Genomic DNA, 26,510 nt, shown 5'->3' on the forward strand with positions numbered 1-26,510 from the left:
CTGATGAGCATAGCTGGAAACAACGGGCGTGCCCTGCCCCGGGCGGGCCGTGCCCTGCCCTGGGCGCTGGTCACGCCGGCGCTCGGCTGGACGCTGCTGTTCTTCGTCCTGCCCTTCATCGCCATGGGGTTTTCCAGCCTCACGGCGCATGAGGGCGGCGGCTTCACGCTGACGAACTACAGCCAGTTCTTCACCAACCCCTCCTATTGGCAGGCGATGGTGAACTCGCTGCAGGTGACGGCGATCGTCACCGTTGTCTCGGTGCTGCTCGCCTATCCCTTCGCCTGGATCCTCGCCGAACAGGTGCCGGAACGCTGGCAACGGCTGGCGCTGATGCTGGCCGTGCTGCCGTTCTGGACCTCTTATGTCGTACGCTCCTACTCCTGGCTGCTGGTGCTGGCGCAGAATGGCGTCATCAACCGGGTCCTGACCGGCTCCGGCCTGTTCAACGAACCCGTGCAACTCGCCAATACGCGTTTCGCCACCGTCACCGGCTTCGTGCATTTCTTCGTCATGCTTCTGACGCTGACGATCTTCGCCAACCTGAAGCAGTTGAGCCCGAGCTACCGCAAGGCCGCCGCCGATCTCGGCGCCGGGCCGGTGCGAACCTTCCTGCATGTGGTGCTGCCGCTGACCTTGCCCGGCATCATGGTCGGCGCCTTCCTCACCTTCGTGCTGTGCATCGGCGACTACATCACGCCGCAGATCCTCGGCGGCAACAACGAGCTGCTGATGCCGCAACTGGTGATGATGCAGATAGGCCGGCGCGGCGACTTTCCGCTGGCGTCGGCGCTGTCGATCATCCTGATGGCGGTGGTCACCATCGCCTACCTCGCCTGCGCCCGCTGGCTCAAGATCGAGCGGGCCTGAAATGCGCCAGATCGTCCGCGTCGCTTCCTGGCTCTATGCGCTTGCCGTCTACGGCTTCATCTTCCTGCCGGTGGTCGTGCTGGTGCTGTTCTCGCTGCAGGCGACGTCGTTTCCGATCCCGCCCTTCACCGGCCCGTCGCTGCGCTGGTACGACGCCGTTCTCTCAGACCCGCGACTGACTTCGGCGCTGGTCAATTCGCTGCTGGTGGCGTCGATCTCGTCGCTTGCCGCCGTCACGCTCGGCTTCCTCTCGGCCTGGGGCTTTGCGCGCTTTCTCCTGCCTGGCTCGGGCCTGCTGCGTGGCCTGATCACGTTGCCGTTGACGGTCAGCTACCTCATCATCGGCATGGGGCTTTTGGTGCTGTTCAACTGGGCCGGCGTGCCGAAGTCGCTGCTTGCCGCAGGGATCGGCCATGTCGTGATCAACCTGCCGCTGTGTTTCGCCATCATCTACAGCCAGATGGGCGACCACCAGATCAACATCGAACGCGCCGCGCGCGACCTCGGCGCGCCGGAATGGAAGGTGCTGCTGCTGATCACCGTGCCTGTCATGGCGCCGGCCATTTTCGCCGGCTTCTTCCTGTCGATGACGTTCTCCTGGGACGAGTTCGTGATTTCGTTCCTGTTGACCCGCTTCGACACAACGCTGCCGGTGGAAATCTGGAACCTGCTGCGTTCCGGCCTCAACCCCAAGACCAATGCGGTCGGCTCTCTCGTCTTTGCCGTCTCCATCATTCTCGTCGTGCTGTTTGAACTGACATTGCTGCGCAGGAGAAAAGCATGACCGCCCCCCTGGTCGACATCAGCTCCGTCTCGCATCGCTTCGGCCACCAGACGGTGCTGAGGAACGTCTCGCTGCAGATCGAGCCCGGCAGCTACACGATCCTGCTCGGGCCATCCGGGTCCGGCAAGACGACGCTGCTGTCCATTCTGGGCGGCTTCGTCACCCCGAGCGAAGGCAAGGTGTTTATCCGCGGCGAGGACTGCACATCGGTGCCGCCGGCAAAGCGGCCAACGACGACGGTGTTCCAGGACTATGCGCTGTTTCCGCATATGAGCGTCGGCAGCAATGTCGGCTTCGGCTTGCGCATGCAGGGCGTGGACGCAACCACACGCGCCGCACGGGCGCGCGAGACGCTGGCCCTGGTTGGCCTCGCCGCCGCCTTCGACAAGAAGCCGCACCAGCTTTCCGGCGGCCAGAGGCAGCGCGTGGCGCTGGCGCGTGCGCTGGTCATCGAGCCGGCGGTGCTTTTGCTCGACGAGCCGCTCGGCGCACTCGACCTCAAGCTGCGCCGGCAAATGCAGGACGAGTTGAAAGCCATCCAGAAGCGCGTCGGTACCGCTTTCATCCATGTCACCCACGACCAGGAAGAGGCGATGGCGCTGGCCGACCACTGCGTGGTGATGAACGATGGGCGCATCGAGGATGAAGGACCGCCCGAGCGCGTTTATGCGCGGCCGGCGACGCGTTTTTCCGCGACCTTCATGGGCGAAAGCACGATTCTTCCAGGCACAGTCACGGAGGCCAAGAACAGGACAAGCGCTGTCGCGACGGCGGTTGGACAAGTGTCACTGCCCAGCGCGTTGGCGGTGGGTTCGGCCGTTGGGCTGGCCATCCGGCCGGAGCATCTCGTCCTCGGCGCGACCACCGGCACTGCAAAGCTGGGGACGGCCAGGGTGAGCGACGTCGTCTTCCAGGGCAGCTTCAAGCGCGTGCTCGCGGTTTCCGTCGAAGACCCCTCGCTGCAGTTCATCGCCAGGCTGCCCGCGACAGCCACCGTCCAGCCGGGCGACACGGTCGCGGTTTCGTGCGATACCGATGAGATCATCCTGCTGACGGATTGAACATGGGCACGCTTCCGGTCATCGACGCTCCAGACTGGTACGAGACCATCCGCATGGCTGACGGCGTGACGCTGATCCACGAGCCGTGGATCAAGCCGTTCTTCCGCTGCAACATGTGGCATGTGCGCGGCCGAGATCGCGATCTTCTCTTCGACACCGGCCTCGGTCATTTCAGTCTCAGACGACACGTGACGCTGGTGAGCGAGCGAAAGCTCACCTGCATCGCCAGCCACACCCATTTCGACCATATCGGCTGCCATCACGAATTTCGCGACCGCTGCGTGCATCGCGCCGAGGCCGAAATCCTCGCCGATCCGCGCAACGAATGGACCGTTGCCGACCGCTATGCGAACGACGACATGTTCGATCGATTGCCGCAAGGCTGGGATACCGGGCGCTACCGGATTCTGCCGGCGCCCGCCGGCCGGCTTCTCGAGCATGGCGACGTCGTCGATCTCGGCGACCGTGCCTTCGAGGTGATCCACACGCCCGGCCATTCGCCCGGCGGCATCGCGCTCTACGAGAAGAAGACCGGCATCCTGCTCTCTGGCGACATCATCTATGAAGGCCCGCTGATCGACGACGTCTATCACTCGGATATCTCTGACTACGTCGCGACATTGCTCGGCATGCGCGACCTCAATGTCTCGGTCGTGCATGGCGGCCATTTTCCGAGTTTCGGCAAGGTGCGCTATCGCCAGCTCGTCGACGAGTATCTGGCGCAAAAACGGCAGGTCGGCTGCCACCTGCGGCAGAGCCGGTAAGGGGCAGCTAATAAGCGTCCTGTCGCCGCCGACCTCGTCATGATATCGTCAATTACGAGACCGTTGATGAATTTGGGGCAAGTCGAGGCATGACCGCCGCGGCCTGTGGGGCTTGGATCAAGGTCATGCGCCTACTTCTGGCGGCCGTGCTGCTGATGACCATGGCGCTCTTCTCCGTCGCCCGCGGCGAGGAGCGCTTCGCGCTCGTCGTCGCCAGCCCGACCTACGACAATGCGCCGGCCATCGCCAACGCCGAGATGAGCGCCGAGCTCGTCGCGACTTGCCTGCGGTCGCTTGGCTTCACCGTCCGGCAAGTGACGGACGGCGATCGCGCCGACGTGGCGCGTGCCATGTATGATTTCGCCAAGTCGCTCGCCGCGCCCGATGCCGTCGGCATCTTCTACTATGTCGGCCATACGGCCCAAGCCAATGACAGGAACTATCTGCTGACGCGCGGCACACGGACCGATTCCAAGGAAGCGGTAGACCAGACGGCATTGCCTCTCGATCTGTTCACGCAGGCGCTCGAGGCCACACCGACATTGAAAGTGGTTTTGCTGGATGATCCCGGCGACGGATACAACCCCACCCCGGGCGTGATGCAAGGACTGGCGGCTGTTGGTCCGAAGTCCAATGCCATTGTCGCATACTCCGCCAAGCCGGGAAGCGTTGCGTTGAACGAAACCGGACCGGTCACGGTGTTTGCCGATGCGCTCACGGCTGCGCTAACCAGGCGGGGCGTGGACATCGGCACAGTGCTCGCCTCGGCCGCGCAGACCGTCGCGGACAAGACATCCGGTGCGCAGTGGCCGTGGGTGGCATATGGCCCATCGGCAGACAGAAATTTCGTGTTGATGGCGGATGTGCCGGCCTCTGCCGCACCGGCGCCGACCGAAGCGCTGCCGGCGCCCGTCGAAGCACCGCCGGAAGCGGCCGCGCCCGAACCCACGCCGGTGCCACCGATGGCGAGCGGCGGCGGCTACGATTCCGGGAGTGCCGGCTGGGGCACTGGCGGCAGTGACTATGGCAGCTTCGATGGCAGCGGCCGGGAGCCGCCTCCGATGGATGTGGCGCCGGGCTCCGGCAATCCCGCCGACGCCATGACCGGCAACGGCACCGATGAGGCAGCGCAATACGAGGAATACAAACGCCAGGAATTGCAGCGCCAGCAATATGAGGAACAGGCTCGACGACAGTACGAAGAGCAAAGGAGATATCAGGAAGACGCCGCCAAGGCCGCGGCCGCGGCGCAGAACAATCTTGGCGACAGCTATCCGAAGGACGGCGACGCCGGCGGCACGGAGCCCGGCCCACCACCGGCCGCTGAGCCACCTTCCGTGTTGCCCGATGTGGCGGCCGACGCGCCGTTGGAGGCGCCTCCCGGCGCGATTTCCCCAGCCGTCGACAACAATGCGATCGAGGTCGTGCGCCACCCCACCATCGATGCGCCCGACGACGTCGTTGCCGGCGAGACGGTGACCGTTTCGATCGCGCTGACCGAAGAGCAATTGACGCCGGAGGTGAAGGTGAAGGCCGCTCCGGGCTCGTCGGTGACGGCCGACGGCGCCTTGGCCATGGCAATGCCGGCCGGGGCCGAACAATGGCCAATCGACATTGATCTCTTCGCTTCCGGCTTTGACCTTGCCGATGGCGGCAAATGGAGCCGGCGGACGACGCTCTACCGCGAAGGCGACAGCGACTTTGTCCGCTTCGACCTCAAGGCGCGGCCGATAGTGAAAGACAGCAAGCCCGGCCAGTTCATCGCCCGTATCTACAGCGCCGGACGGTTCCTGGGATCGGCATCGAGACCCGTCATTGTTCGTCGAACAGCGTCCGTTGAAGCCAGCGCCCAAGGTGCCACAGCCAACCGCACTGCCGCGCCGCTGACGCTGGCCTCCGCGCCGCCGCAGCAGGCGGTGACAGGCACTGTGCAGCTCGACGCAGCAGCCTCCGACGCAGTGGCCGATCTCGATGTCACCATTCTTTATGACGACCCAAGCGGATTGGGTCCGGGCCAGATCATCATCCATTCGCCGCACCTGGCTGGCCCAGTGACCGATACCTTCTCGACGCCACCGCAGATGGCGACATGGCTGGACTCCGAATACCGCCGCCTGTTGCAGCTCGGCATGAACCTGCGCGGCGCGGTGTCGCTCCAGCAGCCTGCCGCAAACAGCGATCCGGAAGCGCAGAAACGCTTTGTCACGCTGGCCGCCGAAGGTTTTGGCGACGCGCTCTACCGGGATTATGTGCCCGAGGCGTTCAAGGATGTGTTCTGGTCGCTGCGCGACAAGGACGAACTGCATTCGATCCAGATCACCTCGAACAGCCCCACTCTGCCGTGGGAGCTGATCCGCCCGCAAAGTAGCGACGGAGCCACCCGCGACGGCTTCCTTGGCATGAGCTACCGGCTGGCGCGTTGGGCACCGCGCAGCACATCCTCGCAGGTCGACAATCCGCTTGACCGGATGGCGTTCACCGGCGTCGCGGCCGTCGCGCCCTCCTATGTCGACAAGCAGTCGCTGCCGTTCCAGGAGGTCGAGATCGACGCGCTGAGCAAGCTCGCCGGCTACCGCCGCTTCGATGGTGATTTCGTCTCTTTCGAAAGGTTGGTCGGCGAGGTCTCGACCGGCTTCATCCATTTTTCCGGCCACGGCGAGGTCAATCAGCCAAGCAGCGGCCGGCCGGTCTTTGCCATCGATCTCGTCGACCAGTCGCTCGATCCCGACACGTGGCGCGCGCTGGTCGCGGCCGCGCATGGCAAGGGCAATCCCTTCTATTTCTTCAATGCCTGCGACACGGGCAAGTCGCAGATGCTCGGCGGCTTCGTCCAGGGCTGGGGGCCTGCGGTGCTGGCTGGCGGCGCGTCCGGCTTCATCGGCGGCATGTGGCCGCTGACCGACCGCGCCGCGGCCGCCTTCTCGAGCGATTTCTACGGCGGCATCAGCGCCCGACTCAAGGATGGACCGGTTTACCTGGCCGACGTCCTTCAAGGTGTGCGCAAGCGCTTCTATGAAACCGGCGACCCGACCTACCTTGCCTACACGTTCTACGGCAATGCCAACCTGGAGGTGGTAGCGCAGTGAGCCGCAGGTTGGTCAGAGGAACCGGGCCGAAGCCCGGCGTCAGCCCGTAGTGGCTGCCGGAAGTGAGATCGTGTAGCGCGGTGGTGTCGATGCCTTCCGGCCTCTTCTCCACTGCTTAAACCTGTCTCTCAAGCGGATCGGAGGTTTCTCGTAGATTGGCGGAGCCAGGCCGGTGAGCCCATAGTAGCCGTCGAGAATATTGGTACGCAGCAATTGGCGTTCCTGCGGATAGAAGCTGAAATGCGCAACGATCAGGTCGCCAAAAATCTTGCCCGGCCGATCCAGTTTCATCGGCAGCGTTGCCGACAGCCACTCTTCCTCATCGCCTGACGGCGGGTGAAAGCGTTCCCCCAGACTGACAATGTCTGATCCGAAAAACCCGAGGGCGTTGATCGAAAATCGCGATAGCCTGATCTCCCGGTCCGGCACGCGGAAGTCATCAAGCCGGTTGGTCCGGACCGCTTCGATGAAGACCGGATGAAGCGCCTGCGGGAAGCTGGCATGGGCCCAGGAGAATTCGCACGAGGCCTGACAGGTGAGCGGGCCGTCCACCAGAACCCGGGAAAGCTGCTTGATCAGTGAATTGCAGATGGCGTTGTTGATGATCAACGGCGCGTACCAAATCGCCGATCCTCTTTCAGCCATGACCCTTGCCATGAACTTTTGAAAGAAGCCGTCCTCGACAAAAACCACATCGTCATCAAGGCGCAGATAGAAAGCTTCGGCATCGTCGCAGAAACGATAGAAATCGCCGATGACATTGAACCCACCATCGGCATGTGGAAGTTTTTTGATCCTGCAGCGTGGATCGGAAGCGGCCAGTCGTTCCAGGTAAGCCCGATCGGCTTCGTTGCGACAATTGTCCCAGAGGTGCCATTCATGCACTTCGGGGCTCTTCAGAACATGGTGGCTAAGCAAGCGAAGATATTTCTCGCGGCCGGCTGGGGTGACAACAATCAGCTTCATGGAATGCTCGTCTCGTATTAGCGGCGCATCTAACTGGCGCATCTTGATCATCGGCAACTGTCACAATGACAGCGTGATAGTTCATCGCTGCAGCAGCCATCGGCATGGCAGGCTTCGAGCCTATCGCTTGGAGTTCTATAATGAAGTGGGTCGAGATGTACCGTCTCGACGCCCTAATAGTACTGCCAGGACATCCCGTCCAGTCATGCCGGGAACAAGTCTCCCGCATAGTGGCCCTTCGCATTCATCCAGCTTTGGTGTAGGGGCTCGCCACGACGCACAACTCCGGACCAAGCATGACTGTCGAAAGCAGACCTTTGACGAATGCAGCTCGCAATCTCGTCGTCGTCAGGGCCGATGACAACTCTCTTCATCGCGGATGGGGGGCGGACGATCCTCGCTGTGAATTCGATTTGATAGTCAGCTACTACGGCAGCGATCCGTCAGCGTTTCGTCTGCCTTGTGAAAACCGTGTCGATTACAAGGGCGGAAAATGGGACGGCATACACGCTCTGTTCGCAGAGCGGCCCGAACTGCTAGATCACTACCGATATATCTGGTTCCCGGACGACGATATCGAGGCCGACCGGGCGACCATCGAAGCTTTGTTCGTCAATATGCGCCGGTTCGACCTGCACGTCGGCCAGCCAGCACTGACGCTGGATAGCTATTACACCCACCTGCCGTTTCTTCGCTGCAAGAGTTTCGAATTTCGCCTGATCGACAAGATCGAGGTCATGGCTCCCTGCATAAGGTCCGACATCGTGGCCAAGATGCTACCGCTTTTCGAACACTCCATGGGCGGTTTCGGTCTCGACTCCTTGTGGACGCGGCTTGCCGTACGAAACCTTGGAACATCAGCCGTATTCGACGCCTTACCTGTCCGCCATACGCGGCCAGTTGGAGTTCACTTGGCTACCACGATGCTCGGGTCCGGCCACACGGCGGAGTCGGAACTCCGCCAACTCGGGTTGCGATATGGATTTGGCGAGTTCTTTCCCCTGTCTTACGAGGCCGTTGATCTCAAAGGCAGGCGTTGGCGATCGCGGCCGATTATCGGCTTGCGCATGGTGGCTGACTATGTTCTGGGCCGAAGAGCCTTTCGTCAGCTGCACAAGTGGAAAAGGCGACTTTGGCACCTGCTGCGCAGGCAGTATTCCAAGGCGGTCGAACTGTCTCAGATCAAACTCTAACCATAAGTCGGCAGATCCGGGAATGGACAAGAACCAGCTCAGCGAAGCCGACATTCTCATTGTCGGCGCGGGCTTTTATGGCGCGACGCTCGCCGAGCGCATCGCCACGCAACTCGGCCGGCGCGTGCTGGTGATCGACCGGCGCCGACACATCGGCGGCAATGCCTACACCGAACAGGATCCCGCCACCGGCGTCGAGATCCACCGCTACGGGCCGCATCTGTTCCACACATCCAACGAAGAGGTCTGGAATTATCTGCGCGGCTTCACCGGCTTCACGGCCTATCGCCATCGCGCGTTTTCGACCTATCGCGACAAGGTCTATCCGCTGCCGATCAACCTGGCCACGATCTGCCAGTTCTTCGGCAAGCGGCTGAGCCCGGACGAGGCGCGCGGCATGATCACCGAGCAGGCGGCGGAACTCGGCGACCGCCCGCCCGCCAATCTCGAGGAGAAGGCGATCTCCCTCGTCGGGCGTCCGCTCTACGAGGCCTTCATCAAGGGATATACCGCCAAGCAGTGGCAGACCGACCCGCGCGAATTGCCGGCGCAGATCATCGCCCGCCTGCCGGTCCGCTACACATTCGAGGACGGCTATTTCAATGACCGTTTCCAGGGCCAGCCTCTGGATGGCTACACGGCGATCTTCGAAAAAATGCTCGCGCACGAGCTCATCGAAACGCGGCTCGGCATCGACTTCTTTGACATCAAGGCCTTGCTGCCAAAGGACCTGCCGGTCGTCTATACCGGTCCGATCGACCGTTATTTCGACTATTGCGAGGGCGAGCTTGGCTGGCGGACCATCGACATCGACCTCGAGGTCATGAACACGCCGGACTATCAGGGCACGGCGATCATGAACTATGCCGACGAGGCCGTGCCCTATACCCGCGTGGTCGAATACCGGCATTTCAACCCGGAACGCCAGCACAAGACCGACAAGACACTCATCGGCCGCGAGTACTCCCGTTTCGCGCGCCGCGCCGACGAGCCCTACTATCCGATCGACACACGCAACGATCAGGCGATCTACCGCCGTTACCTCGACCGGGCCGCCAACGAGAAAACGCTGCATCTCGGCGGCAGGCTGGGCACGTACCGCTATCTCGACATGCACCAGGCGATCGCCGCGGCCCTCAAGGCCTTCGAAACCGTCTTTGAACCCCATTTCGCGGGTAATTCCCTTTCACGCTCGGCGTGAGCGACTGATCCTGGAACGCGCGGAAGGCCTCCCGGCGTTTCAGCCCGCCGAAGCCACGTTGCTTGCGGTGACAATCTGCTGGCTTGCGGTGGTGGCAATCTGCCGGCGAAACCATTCGAAGGTGCGCTGGATGCCGTCCTGATAGCTGGTCCTTGCTTCCCAGCCTGGAAGAACACGCCTCGCCTGGGTCAGATCCGGACACCGGTTTGTCGGGTCCTGGGGAACCGGAGGATGGTGCTGGATGCGGCTGCCAGGGACAAGCGAGCTGACGAACTTGGCCGTCTGCAGAACCGAAACCTCGTGATTGTTGCCGATGTTCAGGGGACCACGGTGCGTGATGCTGTCGCGCCAGAAGAAACGTTCCAATCCATCGACAATGTCGTCGACATAACCCCAGCTGCGCGATTGGGAGCCATCGCCGTAGACGGTGAGGACGCCTGTTGTCAGGGCCTGGCTGACAAAGTTCGAAATGGCGCGGCCGTCATCGATGCGGGTTCGCGGCCCATAGGCGTTGAACAGCCTCACGACACGAACATCGAGCCCGCTGACGCGCTGCTGCTCGAACAAAAGCGCCTCGGTGCAGCGCTTGCTTTCATCATAGGAGGCCCGAGGACCGGTGCAGTCCACGGAACCCCTGTAGCTCTCGGGTTGCGGGGAAACCAGGGGGTCGCCGTAAACTTCCGAGGTCGAGGCAAAGCAGAAACGACCACCTGGCCTGAGCAACGCCAGAAGATTGAGCGCGCCTCCTATGTTGGCCTTGATGGTGCGCGCTGGCTCGCGCATGTACCATACCGGCGAAGCCGGCGATGCGAGATGTATGATCTCATCGAAGCGCTGAATGGATGCGAAGCTCTCGGCGTCGGCAATCTGCAGGCTGAAACGCGGGTCGGCGACATGCGCGATGTTGTCGCGCACCCCGGTCCACAGATTGTCGACGACGACCAGCTTCTCCACGTCGCTTCGCCGCAGCAGGCGGTCGACCAGATGCGAGCCCAGGAAACCGCAACCACCAGAAACCAATACGCTGCGCGACATGGAAAATTCCCCCTCCAGACACTCGGCTAGTCAACGAGCCGCAGGGCTTGTTTCCCAAGGAATACGAGGCCATCGCCACCGAATCCCAAAACCTTTCCGCCAGTCAATGCGCTCATCTACGCCGCGAAGGGCCACAAGCGCAACGAGCAAGCTCTGGCAATCCACACGGACTGGCGGCGGCCACCGGCCTCCGCTTTGAGAAGAAAAGCTGCTGAGCGAGGAGCGGCCGGGTCCCGGCGCGGAGCGCCGCCGAAGCAATCGTCGGGCAGACGATTGGTGTCCTCAGGCGATCTACAGCGCCCTTTGCGGGCATGGCGCTCCGGCTGCATCACCGCAGCGCGACGCCGTGGGCTGGGGTCGGAAACTCATCTCCCCGGACTGGCGCACCAACTCGGCGAAGACAAGAGCGAAACTTCCCAGCATCAGAAAGACGATGATCAGGCGTGTCACCGGCAACGGATCGGCCTCGACTGGCTAGGCCCCACGCCACCCGTCCAATGCCGGCTAACATGAACGGTCCGCCTTTACGAGAGTTTAAGCTCCGCCTTAACCATCACTTTCACCTGTCTCGCGACACGAAACGCGAGCCACCGAGACAGCGTCCTTGCTGCTTCACCCGAAAGGAGGCGGTCTCTCTTTGCAGACGTGCCCCGCCCATGCTACCCCGGCGCTGGCGCGGCCCGGCAACCTGCCGCAGCCAATCGCTCGCCATCGGGGAACCATGAGCACAGCCGCCAGCAGCATCGCCTTCGTCTCGTCCGACACAGCAGACGCCAAGGCGGCGCTGGAGAGCCTGTCGGCGCGCTATGGCCAGTGCTCGGTCGCGGATGCCGGGGTTGTCGTTGCCTTGGGCGGCGACGGCTTCCTGCTGCAGACCTTGCGCGACACGATGGGAACGGGAAAGAAGGTCTACGGCATGAACCGTGGCACCATCGGGTTCCTGATGAACGAGTACCGTTACGGTGGCCTGACGGAGCGTATAGCGGCCGCGGTCGCCGAAACGATCCGCCCGCTGGAGATGCTGGCCGTCACCTCTGAAGGCGAAACGGTTTCGGCATTGGCCATCAACGAGGTGGCGCTGTGGCGCCAGTCCTATCAGACGGCCAAGATCCGCATCAGCGTCGATGAACAGATCCGGCTCGAGGAATTGAGCTGCGACGGCGTGATGATCGCGACGCCGGCGGGTTCCACGGCCTACAATCTTTCCGCGCACGGGCCGATCCTGCCGCTCGACGCGCCACTGCTGGCGCTTACCCCGGTCAGCCCGTTTCGTCCGCGCCGCTGGCGCGGCGCCCTGCTCTCCAACAAGGCGACCGTCCGCTTGGACATCCTCGAGCCGGAAAAGCGACCAGTGAACGCCGCCGCCGATCATACCGAGGTCAAGGCCGTGACCTCGGTAACGGTGCGGGAATCGCCGACGGCGACGGCGACGCTGCTGTTCGATCCCAATCATTCCTGGAACGAGCGCATCCTGGCCGAACAGTTCCGTTACTGAGCCGGCACACAGACAAGCGGCCGAATTAAGCATCGCGATTAAGGTTACAACTTCACAATCGTTCCAATCCCGCCCGTTTGTGTTGACAAATCGCGGACTTGCGCCTAATCGCAATACCAATCTTGCAGGCGCGTGGCGCTTGCCGCGACAGACGCCGTTGCGCTTCCCCGAACCAGCCAAAGACAACAACACTTGTCCTCAGACACCACGATCGCTCAAGAAGCGTTGACCTTCGCAGACCTCGGCCTGTCGCCGAAGGTCCTTTCCGCAGTCACCGATGCCGGCTACACCCAGCCGACGCCGATCCAGGCCGGCGCCATCCCGCATGCCTTGCTCGGCAAGGATATTTTGGGCATCGCCCAGACCGGCACCGGCAAAACGGCGTCCTTTGTGCTGCCGATGCTAACCCGGCTGGAAAAAGGCCGGGCGCGCGCCCGCATGCCACGCACGCTGATCCTGGAGCCGACTCGCGAACTCGCGGCACAGGTCGAAGAGAATTTCATTCGATACGGCAAGAACCACAAGCTCAACATCGCGCTGTTGATCGGCGGTGTGTCCTTCGACGAACAGGACAAGAAGCTGGAGCGCGGCGCCGACGTGCTGATCGCGACGCCCGGCCGCCTGCTCGACCATCGCGAGCGCGGCAAGCTGCTGCTCAACGGCGTCGAGATCCTCGTCATCGACGAAGCCGACCGCATGCTCGACATGGGCTTCATCCCCGACATCGAGCGCATCTGCGAGATGATCCCGTTCACCCGGCAGACGCTGTTCTTCTCGGCGACGATGCCGCCGGAAATCACCAAGCTCACCGAGAAATTCCTGCACGCGCCGGTGCGCGTCGAGGTTTCGAAGGCGGCGTCCGCCGCAACCAACATCATCCAGAGACTGGTCAAGTCAGGCTCGAAGCCTTGGGACAAGCGCGAGACGCTGCGCAACCTGATGAAGGCCGAAGACGCCGAACTGAAGAACGCCATCATCTTCTGCAACCGCAAGGTCGAGGTGTCGGAGCTGTTCCGCTCACTGCTGAAGTATGATTTCGACGCTGGTGCGCTGCATGGCGACATGGACCAGCGGGCGCGCATGCAGATGCTGGCCAATTTCCGCGATGGCAAACTTCGCTATCTGGTCGCCTCCGACGTCGCGGCGCGCGGTCTCGACATTCCCGACGTCAGCCACGTCTTCAATTATGACGTGCCTATCCATGCCGAGGACTATGTCCACCGCATCGGCCGCACAGGCCGCGCGGGGCGCTCTGGCAAATCCTTCACCATCGCGACCAAGACGGACACCAAGTATATCGACGCCATCGAACGGCTGATCGGCACCAAGATCGAGTGGCATGACGGCGACCTGTCGACGGTGGTCGCCAGCGAAGGCGAGGACGATGCTCCGCGCCGTGGCAAAGGCGCGCCGCGCCGTGCCGGCCGCAAGGACGACGATCGCAAGGACAGGGGCGAGCGCAAGAGGGGCGGCGAACACCGTGCCGGACGCAGCGAGGAAGTTGCCCCAGCCGTCGTTGCACAGCAGCACGAGCAGCCTGACGTGGCTGAGACCGCCGCCGCCGAGAACGGTGAACGGCGCGCGCGCAAGGACGCAATCCGCTCGGACAACACCGAACGCAAATCCTCCGATCGCAACGAGCAGCGCGCACCTGAACGTGGTGACACCAGGCCGCAGCGAGACAACAGCCGCCCTGCCCGCCAACGCCACCAGGAAGACAACGATGCCACCGTCGGCTTTGGTGATGACATGCCGGCGTTCATGCGGATCGTCGCCAAGGTCTGATTCCAGGCCGCCTTCGAAGGCAAGCCGGCCATCCGGCTTGCGCTCTCGGTAAAGCCTCCTGAAGCACGTCGCTTTCGAACGGATCAAGGCGACGCGCTTTAGGTCTTTGTTTGATGCATGTCGTGCTCCCAAAACCGGGTCCACTTTTGGGCGACATGCATCGGCCTGGCTCGCCCGTTACATCGGCCCAGGCATCATCTTGGTCGGTTTCTCCAGCATCGGAAACTCGGCCTTGGTGCATTTCACGTTCGGGTTCGTCGGACTGAACATGCCGTTCGGATTGTCACTGAACAGCCAGGCGTGAAGATCGTAGTGGACGAACTCCCTCGGGATGAGCGGATAGTGTCCCTCCATCGGGCCCATGAAGGTTTGGCCAAACAGCTTCGGCGGCGCTTTGACGTCCGGCGTCAGCGGCACCAGCCATTCCACCCCGACCAACTTCAAGCCTTTCTTGGTCGGCTCGTAGATCAGGACGTTGGGCTTCATCGGGTCCAGTTTCTGGCCGACGCTTGGAACGTTGACAAAATGGATGCCCATGGCGCCTTTCGGGTATTCCATCGAGCCCGGTATCTTTTCTCCGCTGTAGTAGACGCAGCCGACTGTCGACAGATAGAGGTCGCGAACGGCGGCGGTGTAGTCCTCATATTTGGCGAGCGATTTTTTCAAGGCATCGATGTCGGCCTTGTTGGCGTCCTCGGCCCGAGCCGTGGCGACGCCCAACCATGCGCCGACAAGACTTGTCAAAGCGAGGACGCCGCAGCGCCCAAGGCTGGCTATTCTTGTCATGCATTCCTCCCAGATTTTCTGATCTGGCCGTGCAAGACCGAGGCGGAAAAATGCTGATTGCGCGGCCAGTTGTACCGCCTCATCCCCTCCGGAACAGCGACGATGCTATTCCTTTCCATGGTTGCCGGAAAGTAGCTATTTAGAACTAGCTAATTCTATGGTGCGCCAATCCGAAGAGCGCCGACGTCCGCTCTGTCGACGTCCGCTCAAACAAAAAACGGCCCCACATGGGGCCGTTTCGCATTCGCTTGCCGAACAGATCAGGTGAGCGGCGACAGCTGGATCTCGACGCGGCGATTCTGGGCGCGGCCTTCGGCCGTCGCGTTGGATGCGACCGGACGAGTCTCGCCGAAGCCGGTGACGGCGAAGCGGCGCTGATCGACGCCCTGACCGGCCAGATAGTTGGCCACCGCCAGCGCACGACGCTGCGACAGATCGAAATTGTGCTGGTCGCCGCCGGTCGAATCGGTGTGGCCGAAGACGTCGACCGTGGTCTGTTTGAACTTCTTCAGCACCAGAGCGACCGAGTTCAGCACCTGGTAGAAGCCGGGCTTCACAGCATCCTGATCCGTGTTGAAGGTGATGTCGGACGGCATGTTGAGGATGATCTGGTCGCCGCTGCGGGTGACGCTGACACCGGTGCCCTCGAGCTGCCGGCGCAGTTCGGCCTCGTTCTGGTCCATTGTGGCGCCGATGGCGCCGCCGGCCAGCGCGCCGATACCGGCGCCGATCAGTGCGTTGCGGCGGTCATTGCCACCGGCAAGCAGGCCAAGGCTGGCACCCGCCAGAGCGCCAAGCCCGGCACCGGCGGCCGTGTTGGAAATCTTCTGGTCCCCGGTATACGGATCGGTGGTGGTGCAGGCACTCACGAACAGAGCCGTCGCCACAACGACGAGCACGGTCTTCTTCATAGGATGGTCCCTCTCCAAGTCGCGCCTTGAGACGGCGCCAAATCAGCCCTTCCCGCGTCTTGTACATGAAATGCGGCAAAAAGCGGAACGGCAAAAGCGCCGCCCACGGCTTTTCCCGAGGGACCGAATTGATCCGCAAAGCGCCATTGCCGGTTGGGCTACCAGAGATTCTTGCCGTCGATAATCACCACTTCGACCTTGTCGAGATCGAAATCATCGAACAGCCGCGAATTGACGCTGATCTTTGGGTTGTCGAAATCCGGCTTGCCAGTCGACCAGTCCGGTGTCTCCGTAAACGTGCCGCAGCCGCAGGTGGCGCAAAAACCATGCTTTACGGTTTTCGATCCCCACTCGTAGACAGAAACGTTTTCCGGTGGACTGGTCAGCTTGAATTGCGACGGCGTGTAGTAGGCCCACAGCGAACCCCGTTTCGAGCAGAATGAACAGGTGCACTGCGTTACCGTCTGCGGTGCCTGCGAAACCTCGAATGTCGTCGCCCTGCAATGACAGCTTGCCTTGATGGTCATCAACGAACTTCCTCCTGTCGCCCGCCGCCTCGCGCGGCAAGGGCAGCATAAAGGGGCGCTCCTGACAACTGTCCGTCAGCAGATCCGGCCAGAGAGCCTGATTCCTCCCTGGCTTGGTCCAAACCAAGAAGAGGCCTAGTAAGACGATGGCGGCACGAACAGGCAGATGGTCTTGCCGGCATCGAGCCCGGCCTGATGCGCGCACCAATGGAATTCGCCGTCGGGCGAATCCTTGATCCGCCTGTCGCTGTAGGCCACCACCTCTCCCGTGTCCTTGATGACATAGCCCTCCGGGCGCTCGCTGATCGAGGTCTGCGACACCTCGCGGCAGTCGTAATTCGCGCAGCAGGCGAACGGGTAGCTCCAGCCTTGCGGCTTCGCCGCGGTCGGCTTGGCGTCATGCGCCAAGGCCGGCGCCATCAGCGCCAAGACCGCAAAGGTTGCGCACAAGGAGAGGAGAAGCTGGCCAACCGATTGAACGGCAATGGCCGATCTGGACCTGGCGGCAAACATGGGAACATTCCTTTCAAACGAGATTCAAGCGTTTCGCTTGCCCGTTCCCGGAACGTGTCTTCCCAGCGGCCGATCGTCAGCTTGCAGATACGCCGCGCCCGGCCATAGATGCTTTTTCTCCCCTCAACGCCGTGATGGTGAGCCGAAATGTGAGTCGGCGCAAGAAATTGCTGGTGGCCGGCCGACGCTATTCGTCGACGGCTTTGGCAGTCACGACATGCTCTTCATATTGCGGCAACTCGTCGGTGATGGTGAACCAGCTTGCCTTCGAACCCACGAAGATGTGGGCGGACGGACGAATCGATGGCTCGTCGACCAGGGTCCCCATGGCGACATGGAAGAAGGTTGCTTCGCGCACCAGCGAATAGAGCAGTGAACCACACAGCCCGCAGTGCGCGTCATGGCCGCTTTGGTCGCCAAAGATCAGAAGGTTGCCCTCGCCTTGCGTCAAGACAAGCTTGTTGCGCTCGATACCGGCGAACGGCTTGAAGGCCGAGCCGGTGGCTCGTCGGCAATTGGAACAGTGGCAGTTGGCCGCGTAAGCGAATTCGTCCGTCACGGCGTATTGCACAGCGCCGCAGAGGCATTTTCCGGCAAGCTTGCGCGCCATCGCCCAACCCGGATCCATTTCAGGCCGCAGTCCCAAGGCCTGAAGCGCGCTGCGTTGAAGCCGAGTCACGCAACGCGCTTTAAGCCCTTGTTTTTATGCATTTCGTTGCCCCAAAAATGCTGCGCGCATTTGAGCAACATGCATCAATCCAGGTCGGCCACAACCTCACCCGCACCGCCCTCGATGCGCTGCGACAGCGAGGCTTCCATGAAATCGTCGAGGTCGCCATCGAGCACACTTGACGGGCTGGTGCTCTCGACGCCGGTGCGAAGATCCTTCACCAGCTGATACGGCTGCAACACATAGGAGCGGATCTGGTGACCCCAGCCGATATCGCTCTTCGACGCCTCGGTGGCGTTCGCAACCGCTTCACGCTTCTTCAGCTCTTCTTCGTAGAGGCGCGAGCGCAGCATCTCCCAGGCCTTGGCCTTGTTCTTGTGCTGCGAGCGTTCGGCCTGGCAAGCGACCGCGATGCCGGTGGCGAGATGGGTGATGCGCACGGCCGAATCGGTGGTGTTGACGTGCTGGCCGCCCGAACCGGACGAGCGATAAGTGTCGATGCGGACATCGGATTCGGAAACATCGATCTCGATCGTGTCGTCGATGACCGGATAGACCCAGATGCTGGCAAATGAGGTGTGGCGGCGCGCATTGCTGTCGTAAGGCGAAATGCGCACCAGGCGATGGACGCCTGATTCCGTCTTCAGCCAGCCATAGGCATTGTGGCCCTTGATCAGCAGCGTGGCGGACTTGATGCCGGCTTCTTCGCCGTCATGCACTTCCAGAATCTCGACCTTGAAGCGGCGACGCTCGGCCCAGCGCGTGTACATGCGCAGCAGCATCGAGGCCCAGTCCTGGCTCTCGGTGCCGCCGGCGCCCGCATGGACTTCGAGATAGGTGTCGTTGGCGTCGGCCTCACCCGACAGCAGCGTCTCGATCTGGCGGGCCTTCGCCTCGCCACGCATCGAACGGATCGCTGCTTCGGCCTCGGCGACGACGCCTTCGTCGTGCTCTTCCTCACCGAGTTCAATCAGGCCGATATTGTCCTCCAGCGCCTGCGTCAGCCCCTTCACCGACGCGATGCCTTCCTCGAGGCCCTGGCGTTCGCGCATCAGTTTCTGCGCTTCCAGCGGTTCGTTCCAGAGGCTGGCGTCCTCGGCGCGCACATTGAGGTATTCAAGCCGCTTTATGGCCTGATCCCAGTCAAAGATGCCTCCTCAGCAGGGTTATCGCCTGCCTGATCTCGTCGACGATGTTTTGCGTTTCCGCGCGCATGGCTGGCTGTTCGTCCTGTTTGCTGAAATGGCAATCGGTCGGCGCGATACATAGGGAGGCTGCCGCCGGCTGTAAAGCAAAATGGGCTGGCGCAAGGCCAGCCCATCCGCCCATGAAAATCGTCAGTAAAGGCCGCCGCCGCCGTCCTGGATCTCCTGGTTGGCCTGCGGCGACAGTGCTCCGCCGGAACCATTGGAACCGTCGGCGCCCATGCCGATCACCCAGTAGCTGTCGGCGGGACCGGTACCCGGCTTGAAGGCTTCGATGATGGTGCCCGGATCGCCCGACGTGGCACGCATGCCGGTCTTGCGATTGATGGCGACCAGATTCATGCCATCCGGAACCTTGAAGTCGACATTGGGTGTGCCGTCCAGCGCCACCCGCATGAAGTCCTTGAAGATCGGCGCGGCGAGACCACCACCGGTGGCGCCATGGCCAAGGCCGCGCGGCGTGTCGTAGCCCATGTAGAGACCGACGACGAGGTTGGGCGTGTAACCGATGAACCAGGCGTCTTTTTCGTCGTTCGTCGTTCCGGTCTTGCCCGCGATGTGGCGGCCAAGTTCGCCGATGGTGGCGCCAGTGCCGCGCTGCACGACACCTTCCATCATCGAGGTGATCTGATAGGCCGTCATCGGATCGAGCACCTGCTCGGAATTGTCGACCAGCTCCGGCTCCGGCTGGTTCTGCCATTCGGCCGCGTTGCAGCCTTCGCAGCCGCGTTCGTCCTGCTTGAACACCGTCTTGCCGTAGCGATCCTGGATGCGGTCGATCAGCGACGGCTTGATCGACTTGCCGCCATTGGCCATGATCGAATAGGCCGACACCATGCGCATCACGGTCGTTTCGCCGGAGCCCAGCGCCATCGGCAGATACGGCGCCAGGTGATCGTAGACGCCGAAGCGCTCGGCGTATTCCACCACCAGCTTCATGCCCATGTCATTGGCAAGCCGCACCGTCATCAGGTTGCGCGACTTCTCGATGCCGGAGCGCAGGGTTGCCGGCCCCGCCACCGTGCCGTCGTAGTTCTTCGGTGTCCAGGTGGTGTTGCCGCTCTGGATGGTGATCGGCCCGTCCATGATCACCGAGGCCGGCGTATAGCCATTGTCGAGCGCGGCCGAATAAACGATCGGCTTGAACGAAGAGCCCGGCTGACGCATGGCTTGCGTCGCACGATTGAATTCCGACTGTGCGTAGGAGAAGCCGCCGACCATGGCCAGCACGCGACCGGTGTGCGGATCCATGGCGATCAGGCCGCCCTCCACCTCAGGAACCTGACGCAGGCTGTAGGCGCCATCGGCGCCGTCGTTCTTCTGCACAAAGATGACATCGCCCGGCTTCAACACGTCCGCCGGCGACTTTGCCTTGACGGTCTTGCCGCCGACCACATGGCGCATGGCAAAACCCATGTCCTCCTTGCTGACGGTGCCTTCGACGCGTTCCTTGACGATATCGCCCGACGCCTGGCGCGCGGGCTGCAGGCCGATCGACAGACCGGACTCCGAACTGTCGAGCACGACGGCGAGCGACCATTCGGGCACATCTTCCAGTCCTTTGACGGCACCCAGCCGGGCGCCCCAGTCACCGGACACGTCGATTGACGTCACCGGCCCGCGATAGCCGCGCAACGTGTCGTATTTTATCAACCCGTTCTGCATCGCTGTGCGGGCGATGAGCTGGACTTTCGGATCAAGGGTCGTGCGAATGGAAAGGCCGCCCTCATAGAGCGCATTCTCGCCATAGCGGGCGATGATCTGCCGACGAACCTCTTCGGTAAAATACTCGCCCGCGAACAAATAGGAGCCGGTGCGGCGTGGGACGACGCCAAGCGGCTCGGCCTTCGCCTTCGCACCCTCTTCGGGGGTCACGTAACCGTTCTCGACCATCTGGCCGATGACCCAGTTTCGCCGCTCAAGCGCACGATCGGCGTGTTTGAAGGGATTGTAGTTGGCCGGACCTTTCGGGAGCGAAGCCAGATAGGCGGCTTCGGCCACGGTCAGTTCGTTCACCGATTTATCGAAATAGGTCAGTGCGGCGCCGGCGACACCATAGGCGTTGAAGCCAAAGAAAATCTCATTGAGATAGAGCTCAAGGATACGATCCTTGGAATAGGCCTGTTCGATGCGGAACGAAAGGATGGCCTCCTTGGCCTTGCGTTCCAGGGAGCGCTCGTTGGTGAGAAGGAAGTTCTTGGCAACCTGTTGGGTGATGGTCGAACCACCCTGCATCGGCCCCCCCGAAACGTAAGTAAGCATGGCCCGGCCCAGTCCGGTTATGTCCACGCCAGGGTGGGTATAGAAGTTCTTGTCCTCGGCGGACAAAAAGGCCGCCTTGACGCGATCCGGGATCGCCTGGATCGGCAAATACAGGCGCCGTTCGCGCGCATACTCCGCCATCAGCGAGCCATCCGAGGCATGGATGCGGGTGGTCACCGGCGGCTCGTACTTGGCCAGCACTTCGTAGTCAGGCAGATCCTTTGCTACATGGCTGATGTAAAGCGCAACGCCCGCCGCGACCAGAAGGGCCAGCGTCGTGCCGATGCCGAAAAAATAGCCAATGAGACGAATCATACCCGCTCCAGTCCTTGGTTCGGGAATTTCCTAAACGAAGCCGCCTTTCGCGCAAGCTTTCGAACCGGTCCCAAACCGCAATCGAAAACCCATGTCGCCACCATGTGGACAAAATACGGCAATGCCTGATTTCGTGACCGCAAGGCGGAAATAAAGGCACCAGGTGTTGTCGTCGCGCAACGCCGCCTCTGGTTGCAGGCCCGCCGAGCCTGTCAGCCTCCGGCGCCCGCTCCGGTGCGGGCGGAGGCGAACAACGCGACGGCATTGGTGATGCTTTGAGCCGCCTTGCCGCGCCAATCGGCGTCGAGCAGCTGCGCCTCGTCCTTGGCGTTGGAGAGATAACCGAGTTCGACCAGAACGGATGGCACGTCCGGCGCCTTCAGCACCTTGAATCCCGCGGAACGCTGCGGATTGTTGATGAGGCCGACACTGGTCGAAAGCTGTCCGACCAGCGTGTGGGCGAAACTCATCGAGAAATTGTGCGTCTCGCGGCGGATCAGGTCGATCAGGATGTCGGTCACTTCCTTGTTGTCGTTCTTGATTTCCAGGCCGGCGAACTGGTCGGAGAGGTTTTCGCGGTCGGCGAGCGCCTGCGCCTCGGGATCCGAAGCCTTGTCGGAGACGGTGTAGACGGTGGCGCCGCGGATGCCCTTGACGCTGATGGTGTCGGCATGGATGGAAATGAGCAGATCGGCCTCGTGCTGCCTGGCGATGCGCACGCGGTCGTCCAGGCGCAGGTACTCGTCGGTATCGCGCGTCATGTAGACATCGTATTTGTCGACGGCTGCGAGCTTGTCCCGCAACTCCGTGGCGAAGGCGAGCGTGACATTCTTCTCGATAGTGCCGTTCAGGCCCTCGGCGCCGCCGTCGATGCCGCCATGGCCAGGATCGATGACGACGGTGAAGCGGTGGCCCGGATTGGAGACCGGCCCGGTGCCGACCCGCCCCCCCTTGTCGGTCGAAACCGTCGAGCCAGTGGTCAGTGCTTGGTTGGCAAGCGCGGCGTCAAACTCCCGTTCGGAGGCCGCCGACATGTCGATGGCGATGCGGTAGCCGGTTCCATCCTCGTTCTTGAGCACATCGAGCTTGTCGACGGCGAACGGCCCCTTGCCGGTGAGAATCAGCCGCGAAACGCCCTCGCCGAGCGCGCCCAGGCGCACGCCCCTGACCAAGCCGCGCGCCTTCAGGTCCTTGGCGCCAATTGCAAATCTCGCATTCGCAAGATCGATGACAAGGCGGTTGGGCCCCCGCAGCAGGAACCATTTGACATCAGGTTCGCGATTGAAATCGATGACGATGCGCGTCTTGGTGGCATCGCCCGCCATCTTGTAGCCGGTTGCCACCAGCGGTGCGTCGGCGGCATTGGCAACGGTGGAAGAAGCAGAAGAGACCACCAGCAGCAGCAAAAGACAAAAAACGCCGAGAATCTGGCCGCCAACACGACATCCCTTGTCTGTGAAGTCCGCCAGTCCCATCTCTTTCCAGTCGCTCCCGGTTTGGCGCAGGCGCCCGGTCGTTTCGTCGAAGTGCCGGTTAGGCCGCGAACTCGATTAACGATTGGTATCCAGAGAAGGTTAACCAAGCCTTTTCATGCAAGGGTCTTAGCCTGTTCTTACGCTACGGAACCGCTTTTTGCCGGCATCGGAAATCGGGGTTGCCTTCCACCCCGCCAAATCATAAAAGCGATGGTGGATCACTGCAATCCTGGAACCGCCCTCCTCCGCAGCTTCCTGCTACAGGGTCAGACGAAGGGCGGCTCCTTTCGCTTCACGCGAAAAGGCCTCAGGTGATCGCGACGAATTTCGCAGGTGTGCGCCCGTGGCGGGGGAATCGCCTGCGTGAGGAAAACGGCCGGGTTTGTTCCCGCGCCGGCTCTGTATGAGCAAACAAGCTGGTCCGGTTTGCCGGGCTTTGGTTCAAAAGGTTCTGCTGGTGACGATGGCTTCAAGCGCAATCATGGAAAGGTCCGCATCAAACCGCGCCATTATGGCTGCGGGCGGCACCGCCATGGCGCTCAAGCGGCGGCCGGCGGACATTCAGACATCCGGCACCCACACTCCAGACACGCAGCAGCGGGCCTTGCCTTGCAAGCTGCGGCTGGCGGCTGCCGGGAGGAAACGAAATAATGCCCAACAAAATGCTGATAGACGCCTCCCACCCGGAGGAAACACGAGTTGTCGTCGTACGCGGTAACCGTATCGAAGAATTCGACTTTGAATCCCAGGACAAGAAGCAGCTCAAAGGAAATATCTACCTCGCCCGCGTAACGCGCGTCGAACCCTCCCTCCAGGCAGCCTTTGTCGAATATGGCGGCAACCGTCACGGTTTTCTCGCCTTCAGTGAAATACACCCCGACTACTACCAGATTCCGGTCGCCGACCGTCAGGCACTGCTGCGCGCGGAAGCGCAGGAGGCTGAGGACGAGGAGGACGAGGACGGCGAAGGCGACGATCGCCAGAGCCGCGATCGCGGACGACGCGGGCGCCGGCGTGGCGGCAAGAGCCGCGACCGCGGTGAACACAGGCGCGATGCAGGCGCAGCCGATTCCGGTGAGGCAGGCGAAGGCAACGACAACAGCGCCGATGCCGATGCGGTTGCTGAAGACGCCTCTCCCGCTTTCGAGACCATCGAACACGCTGCCGATACATCGGAACACGCCGATACGTCCGACCATGACGAGGATTCCGCCGACCAGGGCGAAACCGAACCCCGCGAAGGCGGTCCTACGTCGATCGCGGCCTCCATCGAGGCCGATGTGATTTCCGAAGCCGTCCCGCAGGCGGAACAGGGAAGCGAAGCGACGTCCGGCGACAACGATCGTGGCATGCTGGAGGAGGTGCAGTCATCGCATCCGGATGATCACGAGATCGAATCCGTCGGCGCCGAGGATGCGCTGGAGGAAGTGCGCAACCGCCGCAAGCCGGTGCGCCGCCAGTACAAGATCCAGGAAGTGATCAAGCGCCGGCAGATTCTGCTGGTGCAGGTCGTCAAGGAAGAACGCGGCAACAAGGGCGCCGCACTGACCACCTATCTTTCGCTGGCCGGCCGCTATTCGGTGCTGATGCCGAACACGGCGCGCGGCGGCGGCATTTCGCGCAAGATCACCAGCGCGGTCGACCGCAAGCGCCTCAAGGAGGTGGTTGCCGATCTCGAAGTGCCGCAGGGCATGGGCGTCATCCTGCGCACCGCCGGCGAGAGCCGCACCAAGGCCGAGATCAAGCGCGACTACGAATACCTGATGCGACTTTGGGAAAACGTCCGCAATCTCACCTTGCAGTCCACGGCCCCTGCCCTCGTCTATGAGGAAGGCAGCCTGATCAAGCGTTCGGTGCGCGACCTCTACAACAAGGATATCGACGAGATTCTCGTCTCCGGCGAGGAAGGCTATCGCGAGGCCAAGGACTTCATGCGCATGCTGATGCCCAGCCATGCCAAGGTCGTCCAGCCCTTCCGCGACACGACGCCGATCTTCGTGCGCAACGGCATCGAGGCGCAGCTCGACCGCATGCTGCAGCCGCAGGTGACGTTGAAAAGTGGCGGCTACATCATCATCAACCAGACCGAGGCGCTGGTCGCCATCGACGTCAATTCGGGCCGCTCCACCAAGGAGCACTCGATCGAGGACACGGCGCTCCATACCAATCTGGAAGCGGCGGAGGAAGTCGCCCGCCAGCTCAGGCTGCGCGATCTCGCCGGCCTGATCGTCATCGACTTCATCGACATGGAGGAGAATCGCAACAACCGCTCCGTCGAGAAGCGGTTGAAGGACCACCTCAAGAACGACCGCGCGCGCATACAGGTTGGCCGGATCTCGCATTTCGGCCTGATGGAGATGTCACGCCAGCGCATCCGCGCCAGCGTGCTGGAATCGACCATGAAGCCCTGCCCGCATTGCGGCGGCACCGGCCATGTGCGTTCCGATTCGTCCGTCGCGCTGATGGTGGTGCGGGCGATCGAGGAATTCCTGCTCAAGGATCTCGCGCAGCCACATCACCGTGCGGACACCGGCGGCCACTGCGCTCTACGTGCTCAACCACAAGCGCGGTACATTGGTGGAACTCGAAAGCCGCTTCGGCCTGACCATCACCATCGAGGCCGACGATTCGGTCGGTGCGCAGCACTATGCGATCTTCCGCGGCGCGCTGGCTGAAAAGCCCGAAGGCTTTGTCGAGGCCCGGAGCTTCCCGGCCTATGTCGAGCCGGACGAGCCCGAGGACGAGACTGTCGTGGTGGAGGAAGACGACGAGACACCGGCGCAGGCCGAGCAGCCCCGCCAGCAGCCGCAGCAACAACAGCCGCGACCTGCCAGCGGAGAGGAAGGCGAAGGCCGTGACCGCAAGCGTCGCAAACGCCGCAGGCGGCGCGGCGGCAAGGATCGCGATCGCGAACATGGCGCCGCTACGGACGGTGCTTCTGTCTCCGCTCCGGCGGGCGATTCCTCTGAATCAGCGAACCTGACCGACGACGACACCGAAACCGAGGACACAGCTCCGCTCGGCGCCGCCGAAACGGACGAAACGGTCCAGGCTTCGGATGAGGGCCAGGGCAAGAAGCGCCGGCGCGGCAAGCGCGGCGGCAAGCGCAACCGCCGTGAAGACGGTGAAGGCGAGACCGAGGCAAGTGTCGGCGAAACGACCGAACCGTCCGAGGGCGACGCCTCCGCAAGCGAGGCTGCCTCGATCGAGCCGGCAATCGCCGCGCCCGTCGAAGAGCCAGTGGCTGCGGTGAGCGACGAAGCGCCGAGCGCCGAGAAGCCCAAGAAGCCGCGTCGCGCAGCCAAGCCGAAGAAGGCAGCGGCCGAGGTCGTCGCCGAGGCGACTTCTGTCGAAGCCGCCGAGGAAGCACCAATCGAGGCTCCGGTTGCGGTCGCGGACGAAACGGTGGTCGCGGCTGTCGAGGAAAAGCCCTCGAAGGCCCGGCCGTCACGGCGCAAGCCGGCAGCAGTCGATGCGCCGGTCGTGCCGGTGGTCTCTTCGATCGTTGTGGACGAGCCGGCAGCCAAAACCGAGGACAAGCCGAAGCGCGCAGGCTGGTGGCAGCGGAAGGGCTTTTTCTAAGCCTTTCAGTCGCTTGAATTGATC

At 62.4% G+C, this 26,510-nt stretch carries 19 protein-coding genes and 1 pseudogene; 10 read left to right on the top strand and 10 right to left on the bottom strand.

All coding sequences use genetic code 11. The features are described from left to right. Window positions 1-3 precede the first annotated feature (3 nt). The 5 genes from AC56QP_RS02150 (at window position 4) to AC56QP_RS02170 (ending at window position 6,565) form a co-directional block, all read left to right on the top strand. Complete coding sequence (locus tag AC56QP_RS02150; RefSeq protein WP_489861136.1) at window positions 4-870, top strand: ABC transporter permease; 867 nt, start codon at window positions 4-6, stop codon at window positions 868-870. Between the two features lies 1 nt (window position 871). After that, on the top strand, window positions 872-1,654 hold the full coding sequence (locus AC56QP_RS02155; RefSeq protein WP_489861135.1) for an ABC transporter permease: 783 nt from the start codon (window positions 872-874) through the stop codon (window positions 1,652-1,654). Further along, window positions 1,651-2,715: an ABC transporter ATP-binding protein gene (locus tag AC56QP_RS02160; RefSeq protein WP_489861134.1), complete on the top strand. Its 1,065-nt coding sequence runs from the start codon at window positions 1,651-1,653 to the stop codon at window positions 2,713-2,715. The genes AC56QP_RS02155 and AC56QP_RS02160 overlap by 4 nt, the downstream gene beginning before the upstream one ends. A 2-nt stretch (window positions 2,716-2,717) precedes the next feature. After that, window positions 2,718-3,479, top strand: coding sequence for an MBL fold metallo-hydrolase (locus tag AC56QP_RS02165; RefSeq protein ID WP_489861133.1), 762 nt, complete (start codon window positions 2,718-2,720; stop codon window positions 3,477-3,479). A gap of 125 nt (window positions 3,480-3,604) precedes the next feature. Then, the gene (locus tag AC56QP_RS02170) at window positions 3,605-6,565 is read left to right on the top strand and encodes a caspase family protein (protein WP_489861132.1); all 2,961 of its coding nucleotides are present in this window, start codon (window positions 3,605-3,607) and stop codon (window positions 6,563-6,565) included. 39 nt (window positions 6,566-6,604) lie between these two features. On the opposite strand, the gene AC56QP_RS02175 is transcribed toward AC56QP_RS02170, so the two are convergent. Then, window positions 6,605-7,582 carry a hypothetical protein gene (locus AC56QP_RS02175; protein ID WP_489861131.1) on the bottom strand — a complete coding sequence of 326 codons (978 nt, stop codon included), beginning with the start codon at window positions 7,580-7,582 and terminating at the stop codon, window positions 6,605-6,607. 245 nt (window positions 7,583-7,827) lie between these two features. On the opposite strand from AC56QP_RS02175, the gene AC56QP_RS02180 reads away from it, so the two are divergent. Both AC56QP_RS02180 and glf read left to right on the top strand, forming a co-directional pair. After that, window positions 7,828-8,724, top strand: coding sequence for a hypothetical protein (locus AC56QP_RS02180; protein WP_256750995.1), 897 nt, complete (start codon window positions 7,828-7,830; stop codon window positions 8,722-8,724). Window positions 8,725-8,746: 22 nt separating this feature from the next. Continuing rightward, window positions 8,747-9,925, top strand: a complete 1,179-nt coding sequence (gene glf / locus AC56QP_RS02185) for a UDP-galactopyranose mutase (protein WP_489861129.1) — start codon at window positions 8,747-8,749, stop codon at window positions 9,923-9,925. A 39-nt stretch (window positions 9,926-9,964) separates the two neighbouring features. Here the strand turns inward: glf and AC56QP_RS02190 are convergent, their stop codons facing one another. Next, window positions 9,965-10,960: an NAD-dependent epimerase/dehydratase family protein gene (locus AC56QP_RS02190; RefSeq protein ID WP_497100786.1), complete on the bottom strand. Its 996-nt coding sequence runs from the start codon at window positions 10,958-10,960 to the stop codon at window positions 9,965-9,967. Window positions 10,961-11,681: 721 nt separating this feature from the next. On the opposite strand from AC56QP_RS02190, the gene AC56QP_RS02195 reads away from it, so the two are divergent. Both AC56QP_RS02195 and AC56QP_RS02200 read left to right on the top strand, forming a co-directional pair. Then, window positions 11,682-12,455, top strand: coding sequence for an NAD kinase (locus tag AC56QP_RS02195; protein ID WP_489861128.1), 774 nt, complete (start codon window positions 11,682-11,684; stop codon window positions 12,453-12,455). 192 nt (window positions 12,456-12,647) lie between these two features. Next, on the top strand, window positions 12,648-14,240 hold the full coding sequence (locus tag AC56QP_RS02200) for a DEAD/DEAH box helicase (protein ID WP_489861127.1): 1,593 nt from the start codon (window positions 12,648-12,650) through the stop codon (window positions 14,238-14,240). Window positions 14,241-14,417: 177 nt separating this feature from the next. Here the strand turns inward: AC56QP_RS02200 and AC56QP_RS02205 are convergent, their stop codons facing one another. The 8 genes from AC56QP_RS02205 to AC56QP_RS02240 all read right to left on the bottom strand — a co-directional run bounded on the left by AC56QP_RS02205 (window position 14,418) and on the right by AC56QP_RS02240 (window position 22,904). Then, window positions 14,418-15,026 carry a hypothetical protein gene (locus AC56QP_RS02205; protein ID WP_489861126.1) on the bottom strand — a complete coding sequence of 203 codons (609 nt, stop codon included), beginning with the start codon at window positions 15,024-15,026 and terminating at the stop codon, window positions 14,418-14,420. A 260-nt stretch (window positions 15,027-15,286) separates the two neighbouring features. Further along, a complete protein-coding gene (locus AC56QP_RS02210) occupies window positions 15,287-15,937 on the bottom strand; it encodes a YiaD family glycine zipper/OmpA-like lipoprotein (RefSeq protein WP_256750989.1) in 651 nt (216 codons plus the stop codon). A 158-nt stretch (window positions 15,938-16,095) separates the two neighbouring features. Next, complete coding sequence (locus tag AC56QP_RS02215; RefSeq protein ID WP_489861125.1) at window positions 16,096-16,464, bottom strand: GFA family protein; 369 nt, start codon at window positions 16,462-16,464, stop codon at window positions 16,096-16,098. 135 nt (window positions 16,465-16,599) lie between these two features. Next, complete coding sequence (locus AC56QP_RS02220; RefSeq protein WP_489861124.1) at window positions 16,600-16,977, bottom strand: hypothetical protein; 378 nt, start codon at window positions 16,975-16,977, stop codon at window positions 16,600-16,602. A gap of 187 nt (window positions 16,978-17,164) precedes the next feature. Then, window positions 17,165-17,587 (bottom strand): GFA family protein, encoded by a 423-nt coding sequence (locus AC56QP_RS02225; protein WP_489861123.1) that lies wholly within the window; start codon window positions 17,585-17,587, stop codon window positions 17,165-17,167. Between the two features lie 143 nt (window positions 17,588-17,730). Beyond that, window positions 17,731-18,862 (bottom strand): peptide chain release factor 2 gene (prfB, locus tag AC56QP_RS02230; RefSeq protein ID WP_256750985.1). Its coding sequence is split into 2 segments (ribosomal slippage): window positions 17,731-18,795 and window positions 18,797-18,862, totalling 1,131 coding nucleotides; the frame shifts between segments, so codons are not numbered across the junction. A gap of 122 nt (window positions 18,863-18,984) precedes the next feature. Continuing rightward, the gene (locus tag AC56QP_RS02235) at window positions 18,985-21,429 is read right to left on the bottom strand and encodes a penicillin-binding protein 1A (RefSeq protein ID WP_497100785.1); all 2,445 of its coding nucleotides are present in this window, start codon (window positions 21,427-21,429) and stop codon (window positions 18,985-18,987) included. 212 nt (window positions 21,430-21,641) lie between these two features. Beyond that, window positions 21,642-22,904 carry an N-acetylmuramoyl-L-alanine amidase gene (locus AC56QP_RS02240; RefSeq protein ID WP_489861122.1) on the bottom strand — a complete coding sequence of 421 codons (1,263 nt, stop codon included), beginning with the start codon at window positions 22,902-22,904 and terminating at the stop codon, window positions 21,642-21,644. A 650-nt stretch (window positions 22,905-23,554) separates the two neighbouring features. On the opposite strand from AC56QP_RS02240, the pseudogene AC56QP_RS02245 reads away from it, so the two are divergent. Then, a pseudogene (locus tag AC56QP_RS02245) lies at window positions 23,555-26,486 on the top strand (Rne/Rng family ribonuclease). Window positions 26,487-26,510 lie beyond the last annotated feature (24 nt).

The organism is Mesorhizobium sp. RCAM 05104 (assembly GCF_059683645.1).